The sequence below is a fragment of the Bacillus sp. FSL M8-0277 genome, from assembly GCF_037975305.1.
Lineage (GTDB): Bacteria > Bacillota > Bacilli > Bacillales > Bacillaceae > Bacillus > Bacillus pumilus.
In genome coordinates this window covers 1,448,339-1,472,120 of record NZ_CP150255.1, presented here as the reverse complement: position 1 = coordinate 1,472,120, position 23,782 = coordinate 1,448,339, and the positions used below count along the sequence as shown (strand labels likewise).

The following is a 23,782-nucleotide window of genomic DNA, read 5'->3' as shown; positions in this document are numbered from 1 at the left end:
AGGCTGCTGCACATTTTAATGCGCTCAAAAAAAGACACATCACGATGGATGTGTCTCACTTATTATTCAGGCTTTAAAACAATCAGCAGATCTCCGGTTTGAATCGGTTCTCCATTTGTCACATGTATTTCATCTACGACCGCAGTGAATGGGGCTTGTACAGTCGTCTCCATTTTCATGGCTTCATTGATCATCAAATGCTCACCTTGCGAGATTTTCTGTCCTTTTTCCACGAGCACTTTGATGACAGTGCCTGGCATTGATGCGGCAATGTGATTTGGATTTGAACGGTCCGCCTTCATTTTTTCTTGAACGGATGATTTGATGCTTTCATCCTTAATCACGACTTCACGCGGCTGTCCATTTAGCTCAAAGTAAAGAACTCTTGTGGCATCTGGATTCGGTTCTCCAATTGACACGAGTTTAACAATGAGGGTTTTTCCTTTTTCGATTTCTACCTCGATCTCTTCACCAAGCCTCATCCCGTAGAAGAAAGTTGGTGTGTCAAGAACAGAGATGTCTCCGTAGCTTTCTGCTGTTTGGACAAATTCAGAAAAGACTTTTGGATATAAGGCATACGCAATCGCGTCTTGCTCTGTCAGCGTCAGGTCATGAGATTCTTTGAACTGCTGCTGAATAGCTTCAAAGTCAACTGGCTTCAGCTTTTCACCAGGTCTGACAGTGAGCGGTTCTTCTCCTTTTAAAATCAGCTTTTGCAATTTTTCAGGGAACCCGCCATGCGGCTGGCCTAAATAGCCTTTAAATAGCTCCACAACAGAATCAGGGAAGTCTAAAGTTGCTCCTTTTTCATAGACATCTTCCTCTGTTAAATCATTTTGCACCATATAAAGAGCCATGTCTCCGACTACTTTAGAGGAAGGTGTCACCTTCACAATATCACCAAACATGTCATTCACACGTCTATACATTTCTTTTACTTCGTTCCAGCGGTCGCCAAGTCCGACACCTTTCGCCTGTTGCTGCAAGTTACTATACTGTCCGCCAGGCATTTCATGCTCATAAATTTCTGTATGAGGTGAATTCATGCCACTTTCGAATTCACGGTAGTATTTTCTAACAGAATCCCAGTATTGAGAAAGGTGTTCGACCGATTGGACGTTCATGTCTGGCTTTCTTTCATGCCCATCCAAAGCATAGTACAGTGAGCTTGCGCTTGGCTGCGATGTGAGTCCTGCCATAGAGCTGACGGCCACATCGACAATATCAACACCTGCATCAATTGCCCTTGCATAGGTGAACAGTCCATTTCCACTCGTGTCATGTGTATGAAGATGGATAGGGATTGTGAGTTCATCTTTTAAAGCAGAGACTAACTCATAAGCTGCCTGCGGCTTTAATAATCCCGCCATATCTTTAATACCTAAAAGATGTGCACCGGCAGATTCAAGCTCTTTCGCAAGAGATACATAGTACTTAAGATCATATTTCGGACGAGATGGATCGAGAATGTCCCCCGTATAACAAATGGCTGCCTCTGCCACTTTGCCTGATTCACGAACAGAATCAATGGCAAGTGTCATGCCTTTGACCCAGTTTAAGCTATCGAAAATACGGAACACGTCAATGCCTGCCTCGGCAGATTCCTTTACAAATGCTTTAATCACATTATCCGCATAGTTTGTATATCCGACAGCGTTTGATGATCTTAAAAGCATTTGGAACAACGTGTTTGGCACTTCTTGGCGAAGCTCTTTTAATCGCTGCCAAGGATCTTCTTTTAAGAAACGGTACGCAACATCAAATGTAGCACCGCCCCACATTTCCATACTAAACAGCTCTGGCCATAAACCTGCTGTTGGCTGGGCTACTTTCTTTAAATCATGAGTTCTGAAGCGGGTCGCAAGCAGAGACTGATGCGCGTCCCTAAAGGTTGTATCTGTTAAAAGGACGCTCTTTTGTTCTTTCACCCAATTGGCAAGGCCCTCAGGTCCATGCGCATCTAACAATTGTTTAGTCCCAGATGGCATCTCTTGCTTGAGCGGAAGCTTCGGTACAACAGGCTTGTCAAAATGAGGCTTCTTTTTCTCCGCAATACCAGGGAATCCATTAATGGTCACGTTACCAATATAAGTCAGCATCTTCGTTCCACGGTCTTTTTGCTTAGGGAAATTAAATAGCTCTGGCGTTGAATCGATAAACGACGTATCGTATTCCCCTTTTAGAAACTTCTCATGCTTTGCCACGTTTTCAAGAAACGGAATGTTTGTTTTAATTCCGCGAATCCTGAATTCCTGTAAGTTTCGAACCATTTTAGCAGCCGCTTGGTCAAATGTGAGCGCCCATGTGGACAGCTTGACCAATAGTGAATCGTAATAAGGTGTAATGACTGCACCTTGAAAGCTGTTCCCTGTATCAAGTCGTACACCAAATCCCCCGCCTGAACGGTAGGCCATAATTTTCCCTGTGTCTGGCATAAAATCATTTAAAGGATCTTCTGTTGTAACCCTTGATTGAATGGCAAAACCATGTGTGAAAATATCTTCTTGCTTTGGTATACCGACTTCCTTGCTGTGAAGGTCATAGCCCTTTGCGACAAGAATTTGGGTTTGGACGATATCGACACCAGTGATCATTTCAGTAATCGTGTGTTCTACCTGTACCCTTGGATTGACTTCAATAAAGTAAAACTCTCCATTTGCAACAAGGAATTCTACAGTTCCTGCATTGATATATGATACATTCCGAGCCAGCTGAACAGCCGCTTCGCAAATGTCTTCACGCAGTTGATCTGTAAGAGACACACTTGGCGCCACTTCAATAACTTTTTGATGCCGCCTTTGAACAGAGCAGTCACGCTCATATAAATGAATGATATTGCCGTGATTGTCACCAATCACCTGCACCTCAATGTGTTTCGGATTTTCAATCAGTTTTTCAACGTATACTTCGTCATTTCCAAAAGCCGCTTTTGCCTCTGACTTCGCACGGTCATAGGCTTCCTTCAGCTCCTCTTTCGTTCTGACAATCCGCATACCCCGGCCGCCGCCGCCTAGTGAAGCTTTAATAATAAATGGGTAACCGTATTCTTCACCGAATTTTTCGACTTCTTCGGCCGAATCAACTGGTCCGTCACTTCCTGGAATGACTGGAATTCCAGCTTTTTTCGCTTCTTCTCTTGCCTTTACTTTATCTCCAAACATATCTAAATGTTGAGAAGTTGGGCCGATAAATTGAATGCCTTCCTCTTCGCATCGTCTTGCAAAATGAATGTTTTCAGATAAAAATCCGTATCCTGGATGAATCGCATCCACGTCATTTCGTTTTGCAATTTCGATGATCCCCTCGATATCAAGGTAGGCATCAATCGGCTTTTTCCCTTCTCCAACTAGATATGCTTCATCGGCTTTATAGCGATGATAAGAGCCCGAGTCTTCTTTGGAATAAATGGCTACTGTACGTAAATTGAGCTCCGTACAGGCCCTGAAGACTCTGATAGCAATTTCCCCTCTGTTTGCAACTAGAACCTTTTGAATTGTTCTCTGTGACATTTCTCACTCCTCCATATCCCTTAAAATTTTATATGTACTCTATAATAAAGGAAGAAATGAAAACTGTACACTTTTGTTTTCTAAAGATTCAAAGTTTTCTGCAATCCATTTTTTTGAACTGATGGCTTGATCATTGATTTTTTCTTTTTGTAACGCTCTTTATATTCAGTAAACATGCTGATATTCAGCAATATTCCCATACAACCGCTCAGTAAAATGATGGACGATCCCCCGTAGCTAATAAACGGAAGAGTGACCCCAGTAATCGGAATCAGACCTGAAACACCGCCTAAATTAATGCATGTTTGGATCGCAATCATGGAGGAAATTCCTATTGCAAGCAAACTTCCAAATGGATCTTCACACTTTCTTGCAATATAAAAACCTTTCACGACGATGAAGCCAAGGAGAGCGAGTACAAAAAATACGCCGAAAAAGCCAAGCTCTTCTGAAATGATTGCCATGATAAAATCTGTGTGCGGCTCTGGAAGATACCCGTACTTTTGAACGCTTTCTCCTAGACCCAGTCCAAAAAAGCCGCCTGATCCAATGGCGTAATAGGAATTAATCAATTGATGTCCAGTATCCCCTGCATCTTTAAAGGGATCTTGGAAACTCTCAAAACGCCCGAGGCGATTTTGCGTGAATATTTTATCCCAGAACAGAATAATAAATGGGGTTACGATGACCATCACGGCACTAAATAACGCCAGCAGCTTCGCAAGTGTTTTCCCGCTAAACCCTGAGCATAAAATCATCGCAAGAGCAATCATGCCAATGATAAAGGCTGTCCCATAGTCTGGCTGCAAAATGATAAATCCGCATAAGATCGAAACAATCACGATTGGAGGTGTGACTCCTCGTAAAATATGATCAATATAATGCTGCTTTTTTGCATACACAGCAGCAAGATAAATAATAACGACAATCTTCACAAATTCCGCTGGCTGAAGACTGAATGGGCCTACTTTAATCCAGCTTCTTGCGTTCCCTGCAATATGACCGCCAAAGTACACATAGATGAGGGAAAAAACGGATAGCAGCAGCATACCGATTTGAAATTTCTTATTTGAAAACAGCTGATATGGAACTAATGCTGTAAAGAGCAAGATGACGGCTCCAACGATCATAAATAAAAGCTGTTTCTTAAAAAAATTATCTGGCGCGGCATCGTATCTAATCACAGATGTAATCATACTTGAGCTATACACCATGACCAAACCGAATGCGCTAATTAAAATAATGGCGAACAATAATGAGTAGTCATACGATTTTAGCATTCTCTTTAACATATAATCCTCTTCCTAACGTCTGTTTCTACTGCTTGATATCCTCTTAGCTGTTTTTATTCTACTACATTTTCTCCGTTTGATCTCGTTTTACCTCTTTTATATTGTTCGTCATTCATGAATGAATCAAGTCCGTTTGACATGAAACAATGAAAAGAAAATAGAGGACAAAAAAACTCAAACTTATGTTAAGGAAGTTTGAGTTTTCAATCATTATTTTTTTGTGAACGCATCATGAAGTGCGGAAAGCTCTCTCTCAAGTTTATCGAGTAGTTTCTTACCTTCATGTTGATCAACTAATCCAAGCCGGACAGCAAAATCAATTTCTCTCGATAATCCGAACATTTGAGTATCTAAAACCTCTTCATAAAGAGGACATTGCGGCATCGTTAAGTTGTCCATTTGCACTTGGATCAATTTTAAAATTTTATCTGCATCCAATTTTAATAAAGCCAGTGCTTTTTGCCGATGATCGACTAAAATTTCTGACGCCAAAAGTATCCCTCCGTTCCCCAGGCGAGTACCTAATTCTTCTATTTATCATAAAGCGAAACGCCCAAAATTGCAAGCAGATTTGTACAGTTCGCTTTGTAAAAATAAAAAGAAGCCTTCCTTCATTAAAAGATACTCATCTCGTATTTTTCACTCATCAGCTCAAGCAGCTTAATCCCAGCAATACTATTCCCTTTTTCATCCAAAGCCGGACCGAAGATACCGATTCCAAAATCATATGGTGCAGCTCCCATAATCCCGCCTGAGACACCGCTTTTTGCAGGAATTCCGATGTTAATGGCAAATTCTCCGCTCGCATTGTACATGCCGCACGTCACCATAAAGGTTTTACAAATTCTAGCGACATCTTTTGAAAGAATTTGCTTCCCCGTTTCTGGATGTCTGCCGTCTAATGAAAAAACACAAGCAATTTTCGCCAAATCCAAGCTGTTCATCATGATGGCACATTGTTTCGTATAGACGTCCATGACTTCCTCTACGTTCCCTCTAATAATATGATATTGCTTCATATAATAGCACATTGCCCGGTTAATCATCGATGTCTCAAATTCGGAGGCTGCTGTTTCCTTGCAGTATGTAATGCTTTTGTCATTAGCAAGCTCTCTAATGAAGCTGAGCAACCGGCCCAGCTGATCTTGCGGAGTCGCTCCTCTGATTAAACTCGTGACTGCGAGCGCTCCTGCATTAATCATTGGATTCAGCGGTTTATTCGGACTCGCTGTTTCCAGTTTGATCATTGAATTAAACGGGTCACCTGTTGGTTCTTGTCCAACAAATTGAAAGACTTTTTTTGGCCCTTCTTCTGAGAGCACAAGCGCCAGTGCTAATACTTTTGAAATGCTTTGAAGGGTAAATCGTTTATCTACATCTCCAGCTGAGTGGCACGTATTACTCACATGATACACTGCCACAGATAAATCCGTCTGATCCGCTTTGCCGAGAGCGGGAATATAGGATGCTACTTGACCATCTTTGGCCACTTTTTTTGCTTCTTCTACAAATCGCTGAAGCTCTTCATTGTCGCGACATGCCATGCTCATACACTCCCTATCTTTCATGTATGATTAGTGTGTACAAGGTGCAGCATGTTTATGAAAGTGACAAAGCGGGAGAAAACTTCTATAATTTATGTTGGAAAGGGGTTGTCTTGAACATGAGCATCATTCAAATCAAGGGGAACGTACAGTACAAGATCACCATTGATCCAAGTGTATGGATTTTTGATGACCGCAAATTTTTAATGGATTCATTCTTTGAAAAAAATGCAGCAAGTGAAGAGAAACAGCTAGATCAGGAGCTTGACCAAGAGCGGGTTATAAGAGAAGGTCAAACTCTTCCACCTACGTTAAAAACAGAGAAGAAGTACGAAAAGGAAAGACTCGTCACAGGCAGCTTCGGGATGAAGCTTGGCGATATGCTAAAAAATGCTGAGCCGCTTGAACATGCGGATACATGCGAATTTGTCACAGAAACAGGTACAATTGCTGTACCGCTTTCTCAGGCAATGGAAAGCATTGCTCATTTCAGCCAACATGGTAAGCCAATCACAGAAGAAGGACCCATCCACGTCTATTTCGCGGATCAGTCCAACCTCACTCAGCCGATAAAAGGTGTCAAAGAGCTGATCATTACATAAGAACAGAGGGTCTGGACTATAGCAAATCAGCGGCAAGCTGTGCAAGTCCAGACCTTTCTCCTTTGACAAGCTTGACATGTCCAGATATTTGCTGCCCTTTGAACCGCTCGATCACATACATAAGCCCATTATTTAAGCTGTCTAAATAAGGGTGATCAATCTGCTCTGGATCTCCCATGAGCACAATTTTACTTCCCTCTCCGACTCGCGTTAATAATGTTTTCACCTCGTGCTTTGTTAAATTCTGCGCCTCATCAATGATAATAAATTGATCAGGTATACTTCTTCCCCGAATATACGTCAATGCTTCGACTTGAATAGATCCAATTCCCGACAAAATCGCATCAAGCTCGCCCGGCTTTTTTGTATTAAATAAAAACTCTAGGTTGTCATAGATCGGCTGCATCCATGGTCTGAGCTTTTCTTCCTTTTCTCCAGGCAAATATCCTATATCTTTCCCGACAGGCACAATGGAGCGCGCCACGATCAACTTTTTAAACATACCGAGGTCCTCTGTCTGCATTAATCCGGCAGCAAGTGCAAGCAATGTTTTACCAGTCCCCGCTTTTCCAATCAGTGTCACGAGCGGAATGTCACGGCGCAAAAGCAGCTCGAGTGCCATCGTCTGCTGGACATTCTTTGGACGGATTCCCCAAATATGCTCTTGATCATAAACGAGACGTTTTACATGCTCTGCCTTTTGATCAAGCATTCCTAAAGCAGAACCACCTTCATTTCCCTTCATGATGACAAATTGATGAGGGTTGAATGGTGCGCTTGTGACCTCTTTTATTGGTAATTGATTTTGCTTATAAAATGTATTCAATTGCTCAGTCGGAATGTAGAGCTCATGATAGCCATTATCGATGTCCTCATTTTGCAAAACACGGTCACTTAAGAAGTCTTCTGCTTGAAGCCCTATAGCATCCGCCTTTACCCGCACTAACACATCCTTGCTGACCAAAATAACAGGCCTGCCATGAGGCTTTGTTTCTTCCTCTAAGCTTAAATTTTTCGCGACTGCCAAAATTCGATTATCGTTCGTTTTTTCAATAAAAATTTCTTGAAGCTCATGAAAAGAGCGGTGATTCAGTTCAATGCGTAGCGTCCCTTTTGACTCTAGTGTAATTTTTTCATGCAGTTTCCCTTTCGATCTTAAACCGTCGATTAGGCGTGAGACGCGCCGGGCATTTTGTCCAACCTCGTCCATATATCTCTTTTTTGAGTCTACTTCTTCTAACACAACGGCTGGTATGACGACCTCGTTGTCTTCAAATGAAAAGATTGAATTCGGATCCTGTAATAACACATTTGTGTCTAATACATAAATTTTACTCAGGTCCTTCGCCTCCTGATCGGGGTTTCATTCATCCTTGTCTTTCCCAAAACGATTGTTAAAATATATGTTTTCATGAATAAAGTTAGAAGGTTAATTCAACAATAAAATAAATCATGTAGTTTGTGAAGGAGGGAATACAGATGCGACTATTTTTGACATTATTCATGATTCAAGCCATCATTCTGTTGGGCGCTTGTCAGCAGCAGGAAAAGCCAGAGGCACTAGACAAGCATGATGGACGCCAGCACGTAGTACGGGTGTCAGACTCAACGAAGAAAAAGACCAATCAAGCCCGGTCATCTACAGATGTTGCGCAGCATCTTGTCAAAGTGACAGAGCACGTAGCAGATGTCAATGATGCAACGGCGATCGTCATCGGCCGCTATGCTGTTGTTGGTATTGATGTAAAAGATGATTTAGATAGAAGCAAAGTAGAAAACATTAAATATTCAGTTGCAAAAGCACTGAAAAATGATCCAGAAGGTGCGAATGCTGTTGTGGTCGCTGATCCGGATACAGTCAGCCGGTTAAAAGAAATGGGCAAAGAAATACAAGCAGGCCGTCCTGTCAGTGGGATTATGGATGAACTAGCCGCCATCGTCGGCCGCGTGATGCCAGAGATGCCGAGAAATGAAATTGATCGCCACGAAACAGATCCGACAAATGAGCCGAATGATCAGCTCAAACAAAATGATCAAAAGCAGTTAGACGAACATCAAAACGATCAATCAAACCATCATATGAATCAGAAGAAATAAAGAGAACGGCTTATATCTCCTGTGATATAAGCCGTTTTCTACGCTGATTTTAAGTAGCTGGAAAACATGCTATAATAAATGCAATAAGTGAGGTGAAAAGGATGAGAGTGAAGTGCTCAATATGTGAGAAGCTTGAAACCATTGATGATGATACACTCGTTGCTAAGCGGTTAAGAAATCGACCGATTCATACATATATGTGCGATGACTGTCAGGAACGTATTAAAGTAAAGACAGAAGCACGCATCAAGACTGGCAGATTCTCTCTTTATCAAGATCCTGCGACGAAAGAGAAAAAGAAGAAAAAAGGAAAAAAAGAACAAAAGACATAAAAAAAGACCTGACACATGTTCAGGTCTTTTTTTACGTATTCACTGTTCCTTCTTTTTTCGCACGATGCAGCCGTATTTTATAAATAATCAAAATGGCAGCTGCCACAACTAGGCCTTCCGCTACTGGCAGGAAGATTCCTAGAAATGTGAGAAACGTGCAGCCAAAAATCAAAAACAAGTAAATCACGAGCGCTTTTAAAATCGGTAAACGTCTAGCAAAGCCGAGCTTAAAAACAATAATCGCTAAAACAAGGATGGTGCCATATAGGAGCCACATCCCTGTTTGCGGATTTTCATCGACACGAAACAGCATCGCGAAAAAGGATAGATTTTCACTTACTTCCTGATCATTCAAAAAGATTCCCTCCCCTTATCTTTCAGGGTTCTATCTCTTTAATTCTTCATGGAATTAAGATAATCCTGCTAGCTTTTTCTTCTTCGCTGATTTCTCACGTTCGTTTTTATCTAAAATTTTCTTTCTTAAACGAATTGATTCAGGTGTAACCTCACAGTATTCGTCCTCATTCAAGTACTCAAGAGATTCCTCAAGTGACATAATACGTGGTTTTTTCATGCTCACCGTTTGATCTTTCGTCGCTGAACGCACGTTTGTTTGTTGTTTCATACGGCTTACGTTGACAACAAGATCGTTCTCACGGTTATGCTCACCAACAATCATTCCTTGGTATACTTCAACACCCGGCTCAACGAAGATCACACCGCGCTCTTCAACGCCTTGGATTCCGTAAGCAGTCGCTTTACCTGTTTCCATTGAAACAAGAACTCCTTGACGGCGTCCGCCGACTTGACCAGACTGCATTGGCTGGTAGCTGTCAAACGTATGGTTCAAAATACCAAAACCACGAGTTAATGAAAGAAATTCAGTTGTATATCCGATTAAACCACGTGAAGGCACTGTAAAGATCAGGCGAACTTGACCATTACCATTATTGATCATGTCAATCATTTCACCTTTTCGTGCGCCCATTGATTCCATGATAGAGCCAGTGTGCTCTTCTGGTACATCAATTTGAACGCGTTCAACAGGCTCACATCGAACACCGTCAACTTCTTTTACAATAACTTCTGGCTTCGATACTTGTAATTCAAATCCTTCACGTCTCATATTCTCAATAAGAATGGATAAGTGAAGCTCTCCGCGTCCAGATACAACCCACGCATCAGGTGAAGCAGTTGGATCTACACGAAGACTGACGTCTGTTTGAAGCTGCTGCTCTAAGCGCTCTTCGATTTTACGTGATGTTACGTATTTCCCTTCACGGCCTGCAAATGGGCTGTTGTTAACAACAAACGTCATTTGAAGTGTCGGCTCATCAATACGAAGGATTGGCAAAGCCTCTTGGTGTTCAACTGGACAAACCGTTTCACCTACGTTGATGTCTTCCATTCCAGAAACAGCAACAAGATCTCCTGCTTTCGCTTCGTTGATTTCCACTCGTTTTAACCCTTGGAAACCAAAAATCTTCGTCACACGGAATTGTTTCACACTGCCGTCAACTTTCATTAAGGCTACTTGCTGTCCTACTTGCATTGTTCCTCTGAATACACGGCCGATCCCAATTCTTCCAACATAATCATTGTAATCAAGTAGTGCCACTTGGAATTGAAGCGGCTCTTCATGGTTATCAACTGGGCAAGGGATATGGTTAACAATGGCTTCAAACAAAGATTCCATGTTTTCATCTTGCTTGCTCGCATCGTTACTTGCTGTACCATTGATTGCTGATGCATAGACAACTGGGAATTCAAGCTGTTCTTCTGTTGCATCCAATTCAATGAACAAGTCGATTACTTCATCGACTACTTCAGCCGGACGAGCAAAGTCGCGGTCAATTTTGTTGACAACAACGATTGGTGTTAAGTTTTGCTCAAGTGCTTTTTTCAGCACAAAGCGTGTTTGAGGCATACAGCCTTCATAAGCATCCACAACGAGAAGTACACCATCTACCATTTTCATGATACGCTCAACCTCACCACCGAAATCGGCGTGTCCTGGTGTATCTAAAATATTAATGCGTGTATCTTTATAATGGATCGCAGTATTTTTAGCTAAAATCGTAATACCGCGCTCTCGCTCTAAATCATTTGAATCCATGGCTCTCTCAGCGATATTTTCATTCGCACGGAAAGTACCAGCTTGATGGAGCAATTGGTCAACAAGCGTCGTTTTACCATGGTCAACGTGGGCAATAATTGCGATGTTGCGAAGATCTTTTCGAAGTTTCACATTTTCATCTCCTAAAATAATTAGATAACTTTCATATTATATCACAATCCCCTTTAAATGCCGATCGTTTTTCTGTAAACTTATATTAACTCTAAAAAAAAGGGATGGAGACAAATGAAACAAATCAAATGGCTTCTATTATTATGTGCATTACTTGCGGTTGTCAGTATGGCGTTTATTGGGGTAACTCTTGCAGAAAAAAACGTGCTGGGTATTTGTCTAAGTATTGTGTTTGCCATGATTTTCATGGGTACAGGATTTACATTAAAAAGAAAATTAAACGTGCAATCATAAAATTTCTCAAAAGCCTTTTACATTCTATATGTAGAAGGCTTTTATTTTGGGTAAAAACAAGACCAAACACCTATGAAAGGTCGTGTATAAAGACAGAACATATCATTTAGGCTTGGCAAAAGTAAGCCATCTGAACCTCTCCATTTTTCGACAATAACGTTTATAGTTCTCCAAAATCAAACAGAAAGTTACAATTTTCCTATTCTTCCACAAAGTTTCTCGTGATATGCTGTTCTTGCAACAAAATTTAACAGAAAAGGGAGAGAAAAGAAGCATGAAGAAGATTTTGAGCAAATCGCTCAGCTCTGTTGTATTTTTCGCTTTAGCTATTATTCTTACTTTCACAACAGTAGCTCCTGGGCAAGCAAGCGCTGCAACTTTCAAAGGGATTCCTTTCGAGCAGCAGCAAGTCATTAAAGAATTATTGGAGAAAAACGAGCGTGTCATCAACATTCTCATCAACTCATTTGTTGAGGAAGACAACAACTACACATTTGATGTGAAAAAAGCTGTTGAGCTCGGATTAACTGAAGAAGAAGCGGCGACTGCTGAGAAATTCTTAGATCGCGCAGCTGTTCTGACAATCGTTTTCAGTGAAAGCATCACTAAAAACGAAAAAGGAAAATTGGTTTTTGATGCAGCGAAAGCTGTTGAACTTGGTCTTACAAAAGAAGAAGCAGCTAAATTTGAAAAGCTGTTGAAATCAGTGATCAGAATTGCTGATCTTGCTGGTGATGCACTTGTTTTAGACAAAAAAGGTAATGTTGTCATTGATTCAAAAATCGCAAAAGGTATTGGATTCAGCTCTACTGAATTACTTGTTTTCAACCAAATGCTGAAGAAAATTCCTCAAGAGCAATTAAAATCGGTCTATGATGCCATTCAAATTGCTAAAGAAAAATTAAGCTAAGCTCGAAACCCCCATCTGGATCGCCCAGATGGGGGTTTTTTATTTCAGCCAATAAAGAATGATCATCATCACATACCCTAAACCAAACACGATGCTTGCTCGGTATATTAACTTGCCATAATAGCGCTTCTCGAACTTTCTTTTTTCTTCCTTTTCATCTATATATGGCATGAGGTGAGGTGGCTGGATAAGAGTGATTGGTTCTTTCATTTCTTGATAAAGTTGCCGGCAGCTCTCGCAGGTTTGTAGATGCTCGGCTATTATTTTATTGGTACCCGCACTTGTGTCTCCCTCTATATAAAGGGGTAACAATTCTTCGATCAAATAACAGCTCATGTATTGAACTCCTCACAATGTAGCATTCGCTTCAGCTCTAATCTCGCTCGATGAAGGGTTGTTTTGACTTTAGATAAAGTCCAATTCAAAATTTCAGCTACTTCTTCATATGACAATTCCTGAATATCTCTTAAAATAAGGACCTCTCGGTATGAATCCTTCAGCTGATTGATATGATGCCACAGCCTTTGAATGTCAGCTTGTGTTTCGATGTGGTCCTCTGGTGTCAAAAAGGACTGCTGCTCTAAGTAATCAACCTCTTCTACATTCGTAAATGTCCATTTGATTTTCCGGCGATAGTCATTCACAAATGTATGATAAGCAATGGTATAAAGCCATGTTTTCACACTAGAATGTCCTTTAAAAGATGATAAACCATGTAGAGCCTTCATAAATACATCTTGCGCAAGATCCTTGGCCGTTTCCATATTCCCTGTCCGCCGATATAGATATTTGGTGATTTCCTGAAAATATTCTTCATAGATTTTTTCAATTTGATCAGCTGTTCTGGACATTAGAAATAAAACCACACAGTCATCCAAATCGATAAGACAATGAAAAAGAAGTATAACGAGTAAATAAACCCCTTCATGCGTTTTAACTCATTATAGTCATTCTGATCTTCAATCAGTGCTGAACCTTGTTTATTCCCTATGACAACATGCTGAAATTGCTGCTCATGTGACTTCATCCAGCTGTATGCTTCGTCACCCAGCTCCCCTTCTTGATACAGTTCATATAAGTCTTGAAAGATGGCTTGTTTTTCTTTATCTGTCAAAACGGTGCACCTCTTTTGTTCGTCCATTTACTTCATAAATTTTACGCTCATTTGATCCAAAGGTTTGAATAATGACTAGCCATGAATTGTCCATGTCCCCTTCTTTGTTGATCATTCTAACTGGTTTTATTTGTTTTTTATAAATCATAGATGGTTTCTCATTTTTTAATACTTGTTGATAGACTTCATCACGATCTTTATACGATACAACATCCGGTATAGAGGACACTGGTTCCAGCCTCAGTTCAATTCCATCATGATCTCTAAACACACGCAGTAGATGAGAGGATCCATTAAATGTATACTGTTTGGTTTCATTAGTACCTGTCTTTTTCTTCACGTCTTCTGGCTTTTTCTCTATGAGCTTTAACAAATCTTCATCGCTGACGTTCTCTTTTTTCTGTTGAAGAAGCGTTTTTGACAACTTGAAGCTGATGATATCTTTTGTTGAGCCATTAAACAGAAACTCCGATTGATCTTTTGTTGTGACCCTCACTTCATGCTGCCAATCAAAATAGAATTCATCAATGCCTGTGATTTGATAAGCTGGCGACTTTAGGTTTAAATGTTTATAAATACTGTTGATCCTATTTTTTATCTCCATTTCTGTTAAATGGATTCCGTCTATATCCTTTAATTGAAAGATGGCGTTTACGTATTGCGCTTGTCGAAGCGTCCCTTTTTTCCAGGTGGCAAACGCTAAACTGTCCTCTTCATTCTGAGACATTTTTGGCAGAAGAAGAACGTCCGTCTCTCCGTCCTCTTTTTTTACAGCTAATTGAATGCGCTGTAGATCGATTGACCGCCCGCTTCTTTCAAAAAATTCAATGGTTTTTTTTCTATATTCTTTATCGGTTAGTTCCTTTCCCTCTAAACGACCTCGATAAGAATAACCGCTTAATTCGCCTGTAAACGCAGAAATATTCACTTCATACTGATCATCTGCAAACACGTAATGATAAGGGATAGGCTGAAGACTAGCATTTAAATACAGCGATTGATCCTCTGGGACAAATTTTGAAGCGAATGCTTTTGCACTTACTGCTGATAAAGGGCGATATTCTTCTGAAAATGTATCTACCAGTTCCGTTTTGGTGAATTGGAACATGGTATGAGGAATATTGACAATCGGATTGAGTAATAGCAGAAAAAAGACAGCTATACAACCAGCGCCCCACTTCCTTAATCTCACCTTGTCCCGTAGTAAAGCAGATAACAAATAAATCGTCATAAAGCTTCCTGCTGCTGCTACTAAAATGACAATCGATTTAAATGTAGATTGAAGCTCATACTTCGAAATAGAAGGATAAAATATATAAAGCAAGGCTGCAAAAATCAAACCATAGAATAAAAGCAATTCCTTCCACTTCCAGTGCCAAAACAAGCGAAAGAAAAGGTGCAGCAGCAAAGCGGCAAAGCAAGCCATAGCCAAAATGGTGATCATATCTCTCCATACTAGCCCCGTATCACCGCTAAGAAAGAACTTTTTGCTTTCAGCAAACACAATAAACACTGTTTGACATAAAGGCAGAAGTAATACAGATAAATCAAAAGCAAAAAACATACCTTTATTTTTTAAATAAGGAAGAGTAATAACATAGTACAGTGATGCAAGCAAGACATACCCATAGATGAGAAATTGCATGAAATCCGTCAGCACTTCAAATGTTTCAATCGTATACTGTCTAGCTAGGACTTGGTGGCTCATTTCAAGAGTCATTCCGCCTAGCAGGACTACTCTTAATACAAGCCCAGCATAAAACACATAACCACTTTTCTTTTCTTTCCATATAGGAAGTGTAATAAAAAGAACAAATAGTCCAAGTACACACCATTGAATGATGCGGATACTGTACTCGTTTAAAATAAAATACCTTTCAAAATGGAGGGATAAATCACTAAACAAATCTAACATTAAAACACAATCCTTTACATCAAATTAAGGCCTCGTTCGTATAGACATTTCTCTTTCCAAAAAGTTTCATCAAATACAAAAAATCACTTCATTCTCATGAAGTGATTTGGTTTATTTTTTATTTCCACTGCCTTTTATGTAATCGTGCAAGATTTTTTCACAAACGGATCGATTTCCGGCGACGATACTGTTTTTGTCTAGAAACGTTAGGCGTTCTCCGTGTATATTTGAGTAGACTGCCCCTACTTCATCCAAAAGCACACAGCCTGCTGCATAATCCCACGGCGCAAGCCTTAACGTGACGTATGCGTCACTTCTGCCGCTTGCGATATAAGCGAGCTCCAGGGCAGCTGATCCAATCGTTCTCGTCCCTCTCACATCACGCACAAGGCGGGCAAACGGTTTAGCATCAAAATAAGGGCTTTCGATCGCCCAGGTCGGGTTAATGCCGACAATGGCTTTTTCAATCGCTACATCTTTTAATGGCGGAAGCAGGGTATCATTCATATAAGCCCCTTCTCCTTTGACCGCATGGTAAAGCTCGTCATGAATGACGTCATAAATGAGACCGATTTTCCCTATGCCATTTTCAAATATCCCGATTGAAATGGCAAAGTTGCGTTTTTGATGGACAAAGTTCATTGTGCCATCGATTGGATCAATGATCCACACGATCCCATCAAGTGAGGTCACCTCTTCCCCTTGTCCCTCTTCACCTAAAATATGATGATCTGAAAATGTCGATTGTATCTTTTCAATGAAAAAACGTTCTGTTTCTTTATCGATATTTGTGACAAGATCATTTGGATTTGATTTTGTTTCAATTGATAGACCTTCCTGCATGGATGCTTTAATACGGCTTCCTGCTTCTTTTACCCAAAGCTTTGCAAGACGGTCAATTTCCACCCAGTTTGTCATCAGACTGTAAACCTCTTTTCTATGTAATACCTATTTGTAATAGCATACTGATATTATGTGCGTAAAAGCAAGAAAAAAGCAGCTTCATACAAAAACGAACCGATGAATTGGTTCGTTTTTACCTCACCTTGTTTTACCCTTTAAGCTGCTCCCATTCTTTTCTTAGGCGCTCAAGCTTTCGTTTGCTGCGTTCGATTTGGATGTCATCTTTTTGCTCGATGGCTTCATGAAGCGTAGAAAGCTCATAGTCCACCTCTAATCTCCACACAGCGATGCGATTCTTCTTCTCCTGTCTATACCCCTGCTTCACGATTTGCTTCATTTGGTCAACGCCCCTTCCAGAGAATGATTCATTCCTTGTCAGTTTTCATTGATAAAAAATTCAATCGATAAGAGAATTGGTTCTTGCTTATATCGTATGAAGCGATCGCATAACCGCAACGACATTCTGAAAATTGTGTTTTTACCTATTTGTTATGTACCACAAAATCGTTGTTTTTAAACGCTGCCCTACTTCCTCTACAATCTTTGACATGACGGTGCATCTTTTTTTGAGCTTAACCCAAGCTATGATAAAATATGATCAGCGAAAGAATACAGGAGGCATACTATGAGTGAAATGCGTTTTAGAGATGAAGATTTTGAGACATTTACAGTTGACGGTTTAGATGAACGAATGACCGTATTAAAAGAAAGAGTCCGTCCAAAGCTTGAAGCACTTGGAGAACACTTTGCACCACTTCTTTCTTCTATTACAGGTGACGAAATGTTTGTACACGTCGCAAAGCATGCTAGAAGATCAGTCAATCCGCCAAATGATACGTGGGTTGCTTTTGCAAACAGCAAGCGTGGGTATAAAAAACTCCCTCATTTTCAAATTGGGCTTTGGAAAACACATGTCTTTGTATGGTTTGCTCTCATTTATGAATCTCCTGTGAAAGGCGAATATGGTCAGCTATTTGAAAAAGAACTAGACACCATTCAGAAGAAAATACCGCAAGATTTTGTTTGGTCTAAAGATCATATGAAACCAGATGTCATGCGTCACAGCGAGCTCGATGCAGAACAGCTGAAAACGCTGTTTGAACGTGTGCAAACGGTGAAAAAAGCCGAGCTCCTTTGCGGCATTCAGCTGCCTAGAGAAGAAGTCGTTCAAATGAATAATGAAGAATTTTTATCAAAAATCGAAGATGCCTTCCGCACGTTAACTTATCTATACCGCTTTACACAAAAACAATCTGTATAAAAAAACGAGCCCACCAAGGCTCGTTTTTTCTTACATACGTATAATGGCGGACTCTTCTGCTTCTCTTGCCGTTTTCACTGTACGATAAGGAGAATACCCGCTTTCCTTTTCAAACGCTGCACAATGCGTCTTTTCTTCTGCTTTTGATGGCACAATCTCTTTAAAGCGTTTATAAGTATCTAATAACTCCTGCTTCGCTATTCCTTTTTCATAGGCTTTTTCAACAGCTTGAAAAAACGAAATAACCGCAATCTTTTCCTCTGTCGTCCAGTCGACGTCCATTGGATATTGATATTCCATTTACTTGTCCCTCACTTTAACACTCATTTCTTATTTGAACTTTTATTATAGCATCTGTTCGATCAGAAACCGATTGATTTTATGCTTTACATTCCGATCAGTTCATAATATAATTCTTTTGTTTTATGCAATGAAATCTGTCGTTATTGGCACAATAATAGCAGGTATTTCGACGAAGGTGGGAAAGCAATTGTCACAACATGATACACCCTTATACACTGGACTAAAAAAACACGCAGCAACCAATCCAGTTCAATTTCACATTCCTGGCCATAAAAAAGGAGCCGGAATGGACCCTGAATTTAGAGCATTCATTGGCGACAATGCATTAAGCATTGATCTCATTAATATAGAACCTCTTGATGATTTACACTCACCTCGAGGAATGATAAAAGAAGCACAAGATCTAGCTGCTGAAGCCTTCGGTGCTGACCATACGTTTTTCTGTATCCAAGGAACAAGCGGCGCCATCATGACAATGGTGATGACCGTATGCGGACCTGGAGATAAAATCATCGTTCCGCGTAACGTCCATAAATCGATTATGTCCGCGATTGTATTTTCTGGCGCAGTTCCTGTTTTTATTCACCCAGAAATAGACAAAGAGCTTGGCATCTCTCACGGCATTACACCAGAATCAGCGAAAAAGGCACTCACGGAGCACCCAGATGCAAAAGGTCTGCTTGTGATTAATCCGACGTATTTTGGCGTTTCAGCAGACTTAAAATCGATTGTAGACATTGCCCATTCATTTCATGTGCCTGTCCTTGTCGATGAAGCACACGGCGTGCATATTCATTTTCACGATAAGCTCCCGCTATCTGCCATGCAGGCAGGTGCCGACATGGCAGCAACAAGTGTCCACAAACTCGGCGGTTCCCTGACCCAAAGCTCTATTTTAAATATGAAGGAAGGGCTTATCTCAAAAGATCGCGTGCAATCGATTTTGAGCATGCTGACAACAACGTCTACTTCTTATTTGCTCTTGGCGTCACTTGATGTCGCTCGAAAGCGATTAGCCACTGAAGGAAAGGCACTAGCAGATGAAGCCATCCGTTTAGCTGAATCAGCGAGAAACCGTTTGAATCAAATTGATGGCATTACGTGTATTGGCAAGGAAATACTCAGTTCAGCTTCTACGTATGATTATGATCCAACGAAATTAATTATTTCAATTAAAGACCTTGGCCTAAATGGCCATGATGTTGAAAAATGGTTGAGAGAAAGCTACCGGATTGAAGTGGAGCTTTCTGACCTTTACAACATTTTATGTATTGTGACCCCTGGTGATTCTGATGAAACAATCGATACGCTTATAATGGCTATGAAAGACATTGCCGCAACCTCTACAAGTGAGAGCGGCACACAAGCGGTAACTGAAGTCCTGCTTCCTGAGATTCCATCGCTTGCCATGACGCCGCGTGATGCCTTTTACGCCACAACAGAAGTGGTTCCGTTTAAAGAAGCAACAGGCCGCATCATCGCAGAGTTTGTTATGGTGTACCCGCCAGGCATACCTATTTTTATACCAGGAGAGATTATCACAGAAGAAAATATCTCCTATATCTTTAAAAACATTGAAATTGGTCTCCCTGTCCAAGGACCAGAAGATTCAACGCTAGAGATGATCCGCGTGATTAAAGAACAGAAACCAATTTTATAAAAAAGAAACATGCAGCCCCAAATGGAGCTGCATGCTTTTTTATTTATTCAGAGGCTTCATCACAGCAATGACAGTGACCACACGTTCCGTATAGTGTTGTCACTTTTTCATTTTCAAATTGATCAATGGTCTCATTGCAATCTTGACAAATAATTGTACCCACGTACATTCCCCTTTTCTTCATTCAATATTTGAAAGCGTTTAATCTATTTCATACTTCTATAATATGATGTCACATTTAAGTTGTCAACGGTTAATTGTATGACACATTTAATTATTTTTTATGAATATGTGCTATTTTCTCATCATATTGAGGGAACGTTTCAATTGTATTTTGCTTCATATCAATTCTGTAACAATTGAGTAACAATCGAAAATTGTCAAAAAGGACATGATACACTAGAGTGACTAACAGGTAACCAGCTCCTAAAAATGTTGGGACAACCCCAAAGGATTTTGAGGTGAATAGATTGAATTTTATGAGGACACTTCTCATTATATTCCCCATGCTCTTTGTACTTAGTTCATGCTCATTTGCGTATATCATACCGAATCAGACAGACCAAGTCAGTCATATTCAAAAACCAAGAATTCTCTTTTTTACAGATGCAGAAAATCTTGATAAAGAAAGTCCTTATTATGATGCAGTCCTCGATTTAAAGAATGAATACCCGAAGGAAATGTCAAAGATGATTGTGAAAGAAGATCGTAAAGGCTGGAAAAATGAAGTAGACGAATTGCCGGCTATTTTACTTGTAAATAATGAAAAAGTCATAGTGAAGGTTGAAGGAAATGTCAGCAGCAAAGAGGATATTTTATCGCCCTTATGCCACGCTTTAGACCGCGTGAATACAAATTAATGGTCTCACCTTGCACTTATATAATCCATATGAAAAAGCCCCTCATGAAATGAGGGGTTTTTCTCATGCAGCGCTCAAAAAAACCCTCTCCTTGATGGAGAGGGTTTTAATAAGTTCATTATTTTACGATATGGATTGGGCTTCCAATTGCTACTTCAGCCGTTTCCATTGTAATTTCACCTAAAGTTGGGTGAGCGTGAATTGTCATTGCGATATCTTCAGCAGTCACTCCAGCTTCGATTGCAAGGCTAAGCTCTGAAATCATATCAGAAGCGCCAACACCTGCGATTTGTGCACCAATCACAAGACCATCCTCTTTACGAGTGATCATTTTCATGAAGCCATCAGTTGCGTCAAGAGAAAGTGCACGTCCGTTTGCTGCGAATGGGAATTTCGCTGCAACGATGTCGATTCCTTCTTCTTTTGCTTCTGCTTCAGTGTATCCAACAGTTGCAAGTTCTGGCTCAGAGAATACAACAGCAGGAATACCAAGGTAATCAATTTCAGCTGGCTCTCCAGCGATTGCTTCAGCTGCAATTTTACCTTCGTAAGAAGCTTTGTGTGCAAGTGGTGGTCCATCAACGATGTCACCAATTGCATAGATGTTAGATACGCTTGTACGGCATTGTTTGTCTGTTTTGACAACTCCGCGGTCAGTCAATTCAACACCAACTTGCTCAAGACCAAGCTCATCTGTGTTTGGACGACGACCAACAGTAACAAGTACGTAATCAGCATCAACTGTTTTTTCTTCACCTTTTACTTCGAAAGTAACAGTGACACCATCAGATTTTTCTTCAACGCCTTTTGCAAGAGCGTTTGTATGGATTTCAACGTTTCCTTTTTTCTTCAGGTTACGTTTAACCAATGAGCTCATTTGCTTTTCGAAACCTGGAAGGATTTCGTCTCCACCTTCAAGGATGACAACTTCTGTTCCAAAGTTTGCATAAGCAGTACCAAGCTCAGTACCGATATATCCACCACCGATAACAACTAACTTCTTAGGTACTTCTTTAAGCGCTAAAGCACCGGTTGAGTTGATCACGCGGTCTGTGTATTTAAAAGTAGGCAATTCAATTGGACGAGATCCAGTAGCAAGAATTGCATTTTTGAAAGTGTACGTCTGTGCTGAATTTTCATCCATTACACGTACAGAGTTACTGTCTACGAAATAAGCTTCACCTTTAACGATGTCTACTTTATTTCCTTTAAGAAGACCTTGAACTCCACCTGTTAATTTGTTTACAACAGAAGCTTTCCACTCTTGAACTTTTGTGAAATCAACTGTTACGTTTTCAGCTTTGATACCCATGTCTTCAGAATGCTTAGCATTTTCGAAACGATGGCCAGCATTGATTAATGCTTTTGAAGGAATACAACCAACGTTTAGACATACACCGCCAAGTGTTCCTTTTTCAACGATTGTTACTTTTTGTCCAAGCTGTGCAGCACGAATAGCAGCTACATATCCGCCAGGACCTGCACCGATGACAAGAGTATCTGTTTCGATTGGGAAATCTCCTACTACCATGACATTACGCCTCCATTAAAATTAATTGTGGATCATTCAATAAACGCTTGATGTGGTTAAGGGCATTTTGCGCAGTAGCTCCGTCGATCATACGGTGGTCAAAGCTTAGGGAAAGAGCTAAGACTGGAGCTGCAACGATTTCGCCATCACGAACAACCGCTTTTTCAGCGATACGGCCAATACCAAGGATCGCTACTTCTGGGTGGTTGATGACTGGAGTAAACCATTGTCCACCAGCAGAACCGATGTTTGTGATTGTGCAAGATGCACCTTTCATTTCAGCTGGAGCCAATTTACCATCACGTGCTTTTGTTGCAAGCTCGTTGATTTCGTTAGACACTTCAAAAATAGCTTTGCGATCTGCATTTTTCACAACTGGAACGAGCAGGCCTTTTTCAGTATCAGCTGCAATTCCGATGTTGTAGTAATGCTTTTGAACAACTTCATCTGTTTTATCATCGATAGAAGTGTTAAGTACTGGGTACTTTTTCAAAGCAGAAGTAAGAGCTTTTACAACGTAAGGCAAGTAAGTTAACTTGATTCCTTGATCAGCTGCAACTTGTTTGAATTGTTTACGATGTGCAACAAGGTTCGTTACATCAACTTCATCCATTAATGTTACGTGAGGAGCTGTATGCTTAGAGTTTACCATTGCTTTCGCGATTGCTTTGCGGATTCCGCTCATTTTCTCGCGAGTTTCTGGGAATTCCCCTTCAAGAACTGGAGCTGCTGCCGCTTTAGGAGCTGCTTCTTCTTTCGCACTTTCAGCTGCTTGAGGTGCTGCTTCTTGAGCTGCAGAACCACCATTAACGAAGCTGTCGATATCTTCTTTTAACACACGTCCGTTTTTACCAGAACCTGCAACTTTGTAAATTTCAATGCCTTTTTCTCGAGCATATTTACGTACAGATGGCATAGCGATAACGCGTTTGTTTGGATCAGCATCTACTTGCTCTTGTGCGCCTGCACCAGTTGCTGCTGCCGCTTCTTCTTGTGCCACTTCTTTCTTCTCTGGCTCGTTACCAGCTTCAGCAGTACCTTGTACTTGAGCTTCAGTTTTTGCTTCGCCTTCTTCTTCGCTGCCTTTAAATTGAAGATTTTCGTAACCAGGTGCATCAAACGTAATGATTGTTTGTCCTACAGTTGCAACTGTTCCCTCTTCAACTTTTAATTCTAATACTTTTCCTTTAACAGGTGAAGGAATTTCTACAACTGCTTTATCGTTTTGTACCTCTGCTAAAACGTCATCTTCATTAATTTCGTCGTTTGGTTTTACAAACCACTTAACGATCTCACCTTCGTGGATACCTTCTCCGATGTCCGGAAGTTTAAATTCAAATGCCACTGTTTTTCGCCTCCTAGATTTTGTTGAATCCTTGTTGTGTATGTTTACACGGTCTTGTAATT

Annotated in this window: 25 protein-coding genes; 8 read left to right on the top strand and 17 right to left on the bottom strand. The window is 40.6% G+C overall.

Going from position 1 to position 23,782, the window contains the following annotated elements:
• Positions 1–62 precede the first annotated feature (62 nt).
• The 4 genes from pyc to glsA form a co-directional block, all read right to left on the bottom strand.
• On the bottom strand, positions 63–3,509 hold the full coding sequence (gene pyc, locus MKZ05_RS07275; RefSeq protein ID WP_226805138.1) for a pyruvate carboxylase: 3,447 nt from the start codon (positions 3,507–3,509) through the stop codon (positions 63–65).
• A gap of 80 nt (positions 3,510–3,589) precedes the next feature.
• On the bottom strand, positions 3,590–4,801 hold the full coding sequence (gene ftsW, locus MKZ05_RS07270) for a putative lipid II flippase FtsW (RefSeq protein ID WP_137054677.1): 1,212 nt from the start codon (positions 4,799–4,801) through the stop codon (positions 3,590–3,592).
• A gap of 210 nt (positions 4,802–5,011) precedes the next feature.
• The gene (locus MKZ05_RS07265) at positions 5,012–5,293 is read right to left on the bottom strand and encodes a YlaN family protein (RefSeq protein ID WP_003212509.1); all 282 of its coding nucleotides are present in this window, start codon (positions 5,291–5,293) and stop codon (positions 5,012–5,014) included.
• A gap of 122 nt (positions 5,294–5,415) precedes the next feature.
• Positions 5,416–6,345 (bottom strand): glutaminase A, encoded by a 930-nt coding sequence (glsA, locus tag MKZ05_RS07260; protein WP_003211229.1) that lies wholly within the window; start codon positions 6,343–6,345, stop codon positions 5,416–5,418.
• A gap of 119 nt (positions 6,346–6,464) precedes the next feature.
• Between glsA and MKZ05_RS07255 the strand changes: the two genes are divergently transcribed.
• Positions 6,465–6,947 carry a hypothetical protein gene (locus MKZ05_RS07255; protein WP_050945113.1) on the top strand — a complete coding sequence of 161 codons (483 nt, stop codon included), beginning with the start codon at positions 6,465–6,467 and terminating at the stop codon, positions 6,945–6,947.
• Positions 6,948–6,963: 16 nt separating this feature from the next.
• On the opposite strand, the gene MKZ05_RS07250 is transcribed toward MKZ05_RS07255, so the two are convergent.
• Entirely contained in the window at positions 6,964–8,286 is a 1,323-nt protein-coding gene (locus MKZ05_RS07250) for a PhoH family protein (RefSeq protein ID WP_339162375.1), read from the bottom strand.
• A 140-nt stretch (positions 8,287–8,426) separates the two neighbouring features.
• Here MKZ05_RS07250 and MKZ05_RS07245 point away from each other — a divergent pair, with 140 nt between their 5' ends.
• Entirely contained in the window at positions 8,427–9,044 is a 618-nt protein-coding gene (locus tag MKZ05_RS07245) for a YhcN/YlaJ family sporulation lipoprotein (RefSeq protein WP_310023612.1), read from the top strand.
• Positions 9,045–9,145: 101 nt separating this feature from the next.
• The gene (locus tag MKZ05_RS07240) at positions 9,146–9,376 is read left to right on the top strand and encodes a YlaI family protein (RefSeq protein ID WP_003210787.1); all 231 of its coding nucleotides are present in this window, start codon (positions 9,146–9,148) and stop codon (positions 9,374–9,376) included.
• 31 nt (positions 9,377–9,407) lie between these two features.
• Here MKZ05_RS07240 and MKZ05_RS07235 read toward each other — a convergent pair whose 3' ends face one another.
• Positions 9,408–9,731, bottom strand: a complete 324-nt coding sequence (locus MKZ05_RS07235) for a YlaH-like family protein (RefSeq protein ID WP_003210819.1) — start codon at positions 9,729–9,731, stop codon at positions 9,408–9,410.
• Positions 9,732–9,785: 54 nt separating this feature from the next.
• A complete protein-coding gene (typA, locus tag MKZ05_RS07230; RefSeq protein ID WP_003212439.1) occupies positions 9,786–11,624 on the bottom strand; it encodes a translational GTPase TypA in 1,839 nt (612 codons plus the stop codon).
• 114 nt (positions 11,625–11,738) lie between these two features.
• On the opposite strand from typA, the gene MKZ05_RS07225 reads away from it, so the two are divergent.
• Together MKZ05_RS07225 and MKZ05_RS07220 are read left to right on the top strand one after the other, a co-directional pair.
• Positions 11,739–11,918 (top strand): DUF5325 family protein, encoded by a 180-nt coding sequence (locus tag MKZ05_RS07225; protein ID WP_003211596.1) that lies wholly within the window; start codon positions 11,739–11,741, stop codon positions 11,916–11,918.
• 274 nt (positions 11,919–12,192) lie between these two features.
• On the top strand, positions 12,193–12,828 hold the full coding sequence (locus MKZ05_RS07220) for a hypothetical protein (RefSeq protein WP_044142020.1): 636 nt from the start codon (positions 12,193–12,195) through the stop codon (positions 12,826–12,828).
• 39 nt (positions 12,829–12,867) lie between these two features.
• On the opposite strand, the gene MKZ05_RS07215 is transcribed toward MKZ05_RS07220, so the two are convergent.
• The 6 genes from MKZ05_RS07215 to MKZ05_RS07190 all read right to left on the bottom strand — a co-directional run bounded on the left by MKZ05_RS07215 (position 12,868) and on the right by MKZ05_RS07190 (position 17,097).
• A complete protein-coding gene (locus MKZ05_RS07215) occupies positions 12,868–13,164 on the bottom strand; it encodes a zf-HC2 domain-containing protein (RefSeq protein WP_335365007.1) in 297 nt (98 codons plus the stop codon).
• On the bottom strand, positions 13,161–13,679 hold the full coding sequence (locus MKZ05_RS07210; protein WP_205688519.1) for a sigma-70 family RNA polymerase sigma factor: 519 nt from the start codon (positions 13,677–13,679) through the stop codon (positions 13,161–13,163). The genes MKZ05_RS07215 and MKZ05_RS07210 overlap by 4 nt, the downstream gene beginning before the upstream one ends.
• Positions 13,679–13,942 carry a hypothetical protein gene (locus MKZ05_RS07205; protein ID WP_126741232.1) on the bottom strand — a complete coding sequence of 88 codons (264 nt, stop codon included), beginning with the start codon at positions 13,940–13,942 and terminating at the stop codon, positions 13,679–13,681. Before MKZ05_RS07205 ends, MKZ05_RS07210 begins: the two co-directional genes overlap by 1 nt.
• Positions 13,932–15,857, bottom strand: coding sequence for a hypothetical protein (locus tag MKZ05_RS07200; protein ID WP_226805136.1), 1,926 nt, complete (start codon positions 15,855–15,857; stop codon positions 13,932–13,934). The genes MKZ05_RS07205 and MKZ05_RS07200 overlap by 11 nt, the downstream gene beginning before the upstream one ends.
• A gap of 111 nt (positions 15,858–15,968) precedes the next feature.
• Positions 15,969–16,775 carry an inositol monophosphatase family protein gene (locus MKZ05_RS07195; protein WP_044142022.1) on the bottom strand — a complete coding sequence of 269 codons (807 nt, stop codon included), beginning with the start codon at positions 16,773–16,775 and terminating at the stop codon, positions 15,969–15,971.
• 133 nt (positions 16,776–16,908) lie between these two features.
• Positions 16,909–17,097 (bottom strand): hypothetical protein, encoded by a 189-nt coding sequence (locus MKZ05_RS07190; protein WP_003211901.1) that lies wholly within the window; start codon positions 17,095–17,097, stop codon positions 16,909–16,911.
• Positions 17,098–17,385: 288 nt separating this feature from the next.
• Here MKZ05_RS07190 and MKZ05_RS07185 point away from each other — a divergent pair, with 288 nt between their 5' ends.
• Positions 17,386–18,021, top strand: a complete 636-nt coding sequence (locus MKZ05_RS07185; protein WP_050945117.1) for a DUF1054 domain-containing protein — start codon at positions 17,386–17,388, stop codon at positions 18,019–18,021.
• A 30-nt stretch (positions 18,022–18,051) separates the two neighbouring features.
• On the opposite strand, the gene MKZ05_RS07180 is transcribed toward MKZ05_RS07185, so the two are convergent.
• Entirely contained in the window at positions 18,052–18,321 is a 270-nt protein-coding gene (locus tag MKZ05_RS07180) for a UPF0223 family protein (protein ID WP_050945118.1), read from the bottom strand.
• A 190-nt stretch (positions 18,322–18,511) separates the two neighbouring features.
• Here MKZ05_RS07180 and MKZ05_RS07175 point away from each other — a divergent pair, with 190 nt between their 5' ends.
• Positions 18,512–19,984, top strand: coding sequence for an aminotransferase class I/II-fold pyridoxal phosphate-dependent enzyme (locus MKZ05_RS07175; protein ID WP_106032469.1), 1,473 nt, complete (start codon positions 18,512–18,514; stop codon positions 19,982–19,984).
• A gap of 43 nt (positions 19,985–20,027) precedes the next feature.
• On the opposite strand, the gene MKZ05_RS07170 is transcribed toward MKZ05_RS07175, so the two are convergent.
• Positions 20,028–20,147, bottom strand: coding sequence for a GapA-binding peptide SR1P (locus MKZ05_RS07170; RefSeq protein ID WP_003212464.1), 120 nt, complete (start codon positions 20,145–20,147; stop codon positions 20,028–20,030).
• A 316-nt stretch (positions 20,148–20,463) separates the two neighbouring features.
• Here MKZ05_RS07170 and MKZ05_RS07165 point away from each other — a divergent pair, with 316 nt between their 5' ends.
• Complete coding sequence (locus tag MKZ05_RS07165; protein ID WP_223250645.1) at positions 20,464–20,844, top strand: hypothetical protein; 381 nt, start codon at positions 20,464–20,466, stop codon at positions 20,842–20,844.
• A 118-nt stretch (positions 20,845–20,962) separates the two neighbouring features.
• On the opposite strand, the gene lpdA is transcribed toward MKZ05_RS07165, so the two are convergent.
• Complete coding sequence (gene lpdA, locus MKZ05_RS07160) at positions 20,963–22,375, bottom strand: dihydrolipoyl dehydrogenase (RefSeq protein ID WP_003211097.1); 1,413 nt, start codon at positions 22,373–22,375, stop codon at positions 20,963–20,965.
• Between the two features lie 4 nt (positions 22,376–22,379).
• Positions 22,380–23,720 (bottom strand): dihydrolipoamide acetyltransferase family protein, encoded by a 1,341-nt coding sequence (locus MKZ05_RS07155; protein ID WP_003211261.1) that lies wholly within the window; start codon positions 23,718–23,720, stop codon positions 22,380–22,382.
• Positions 23,721–23,782 lie beyond the last annotated feature (62 nt).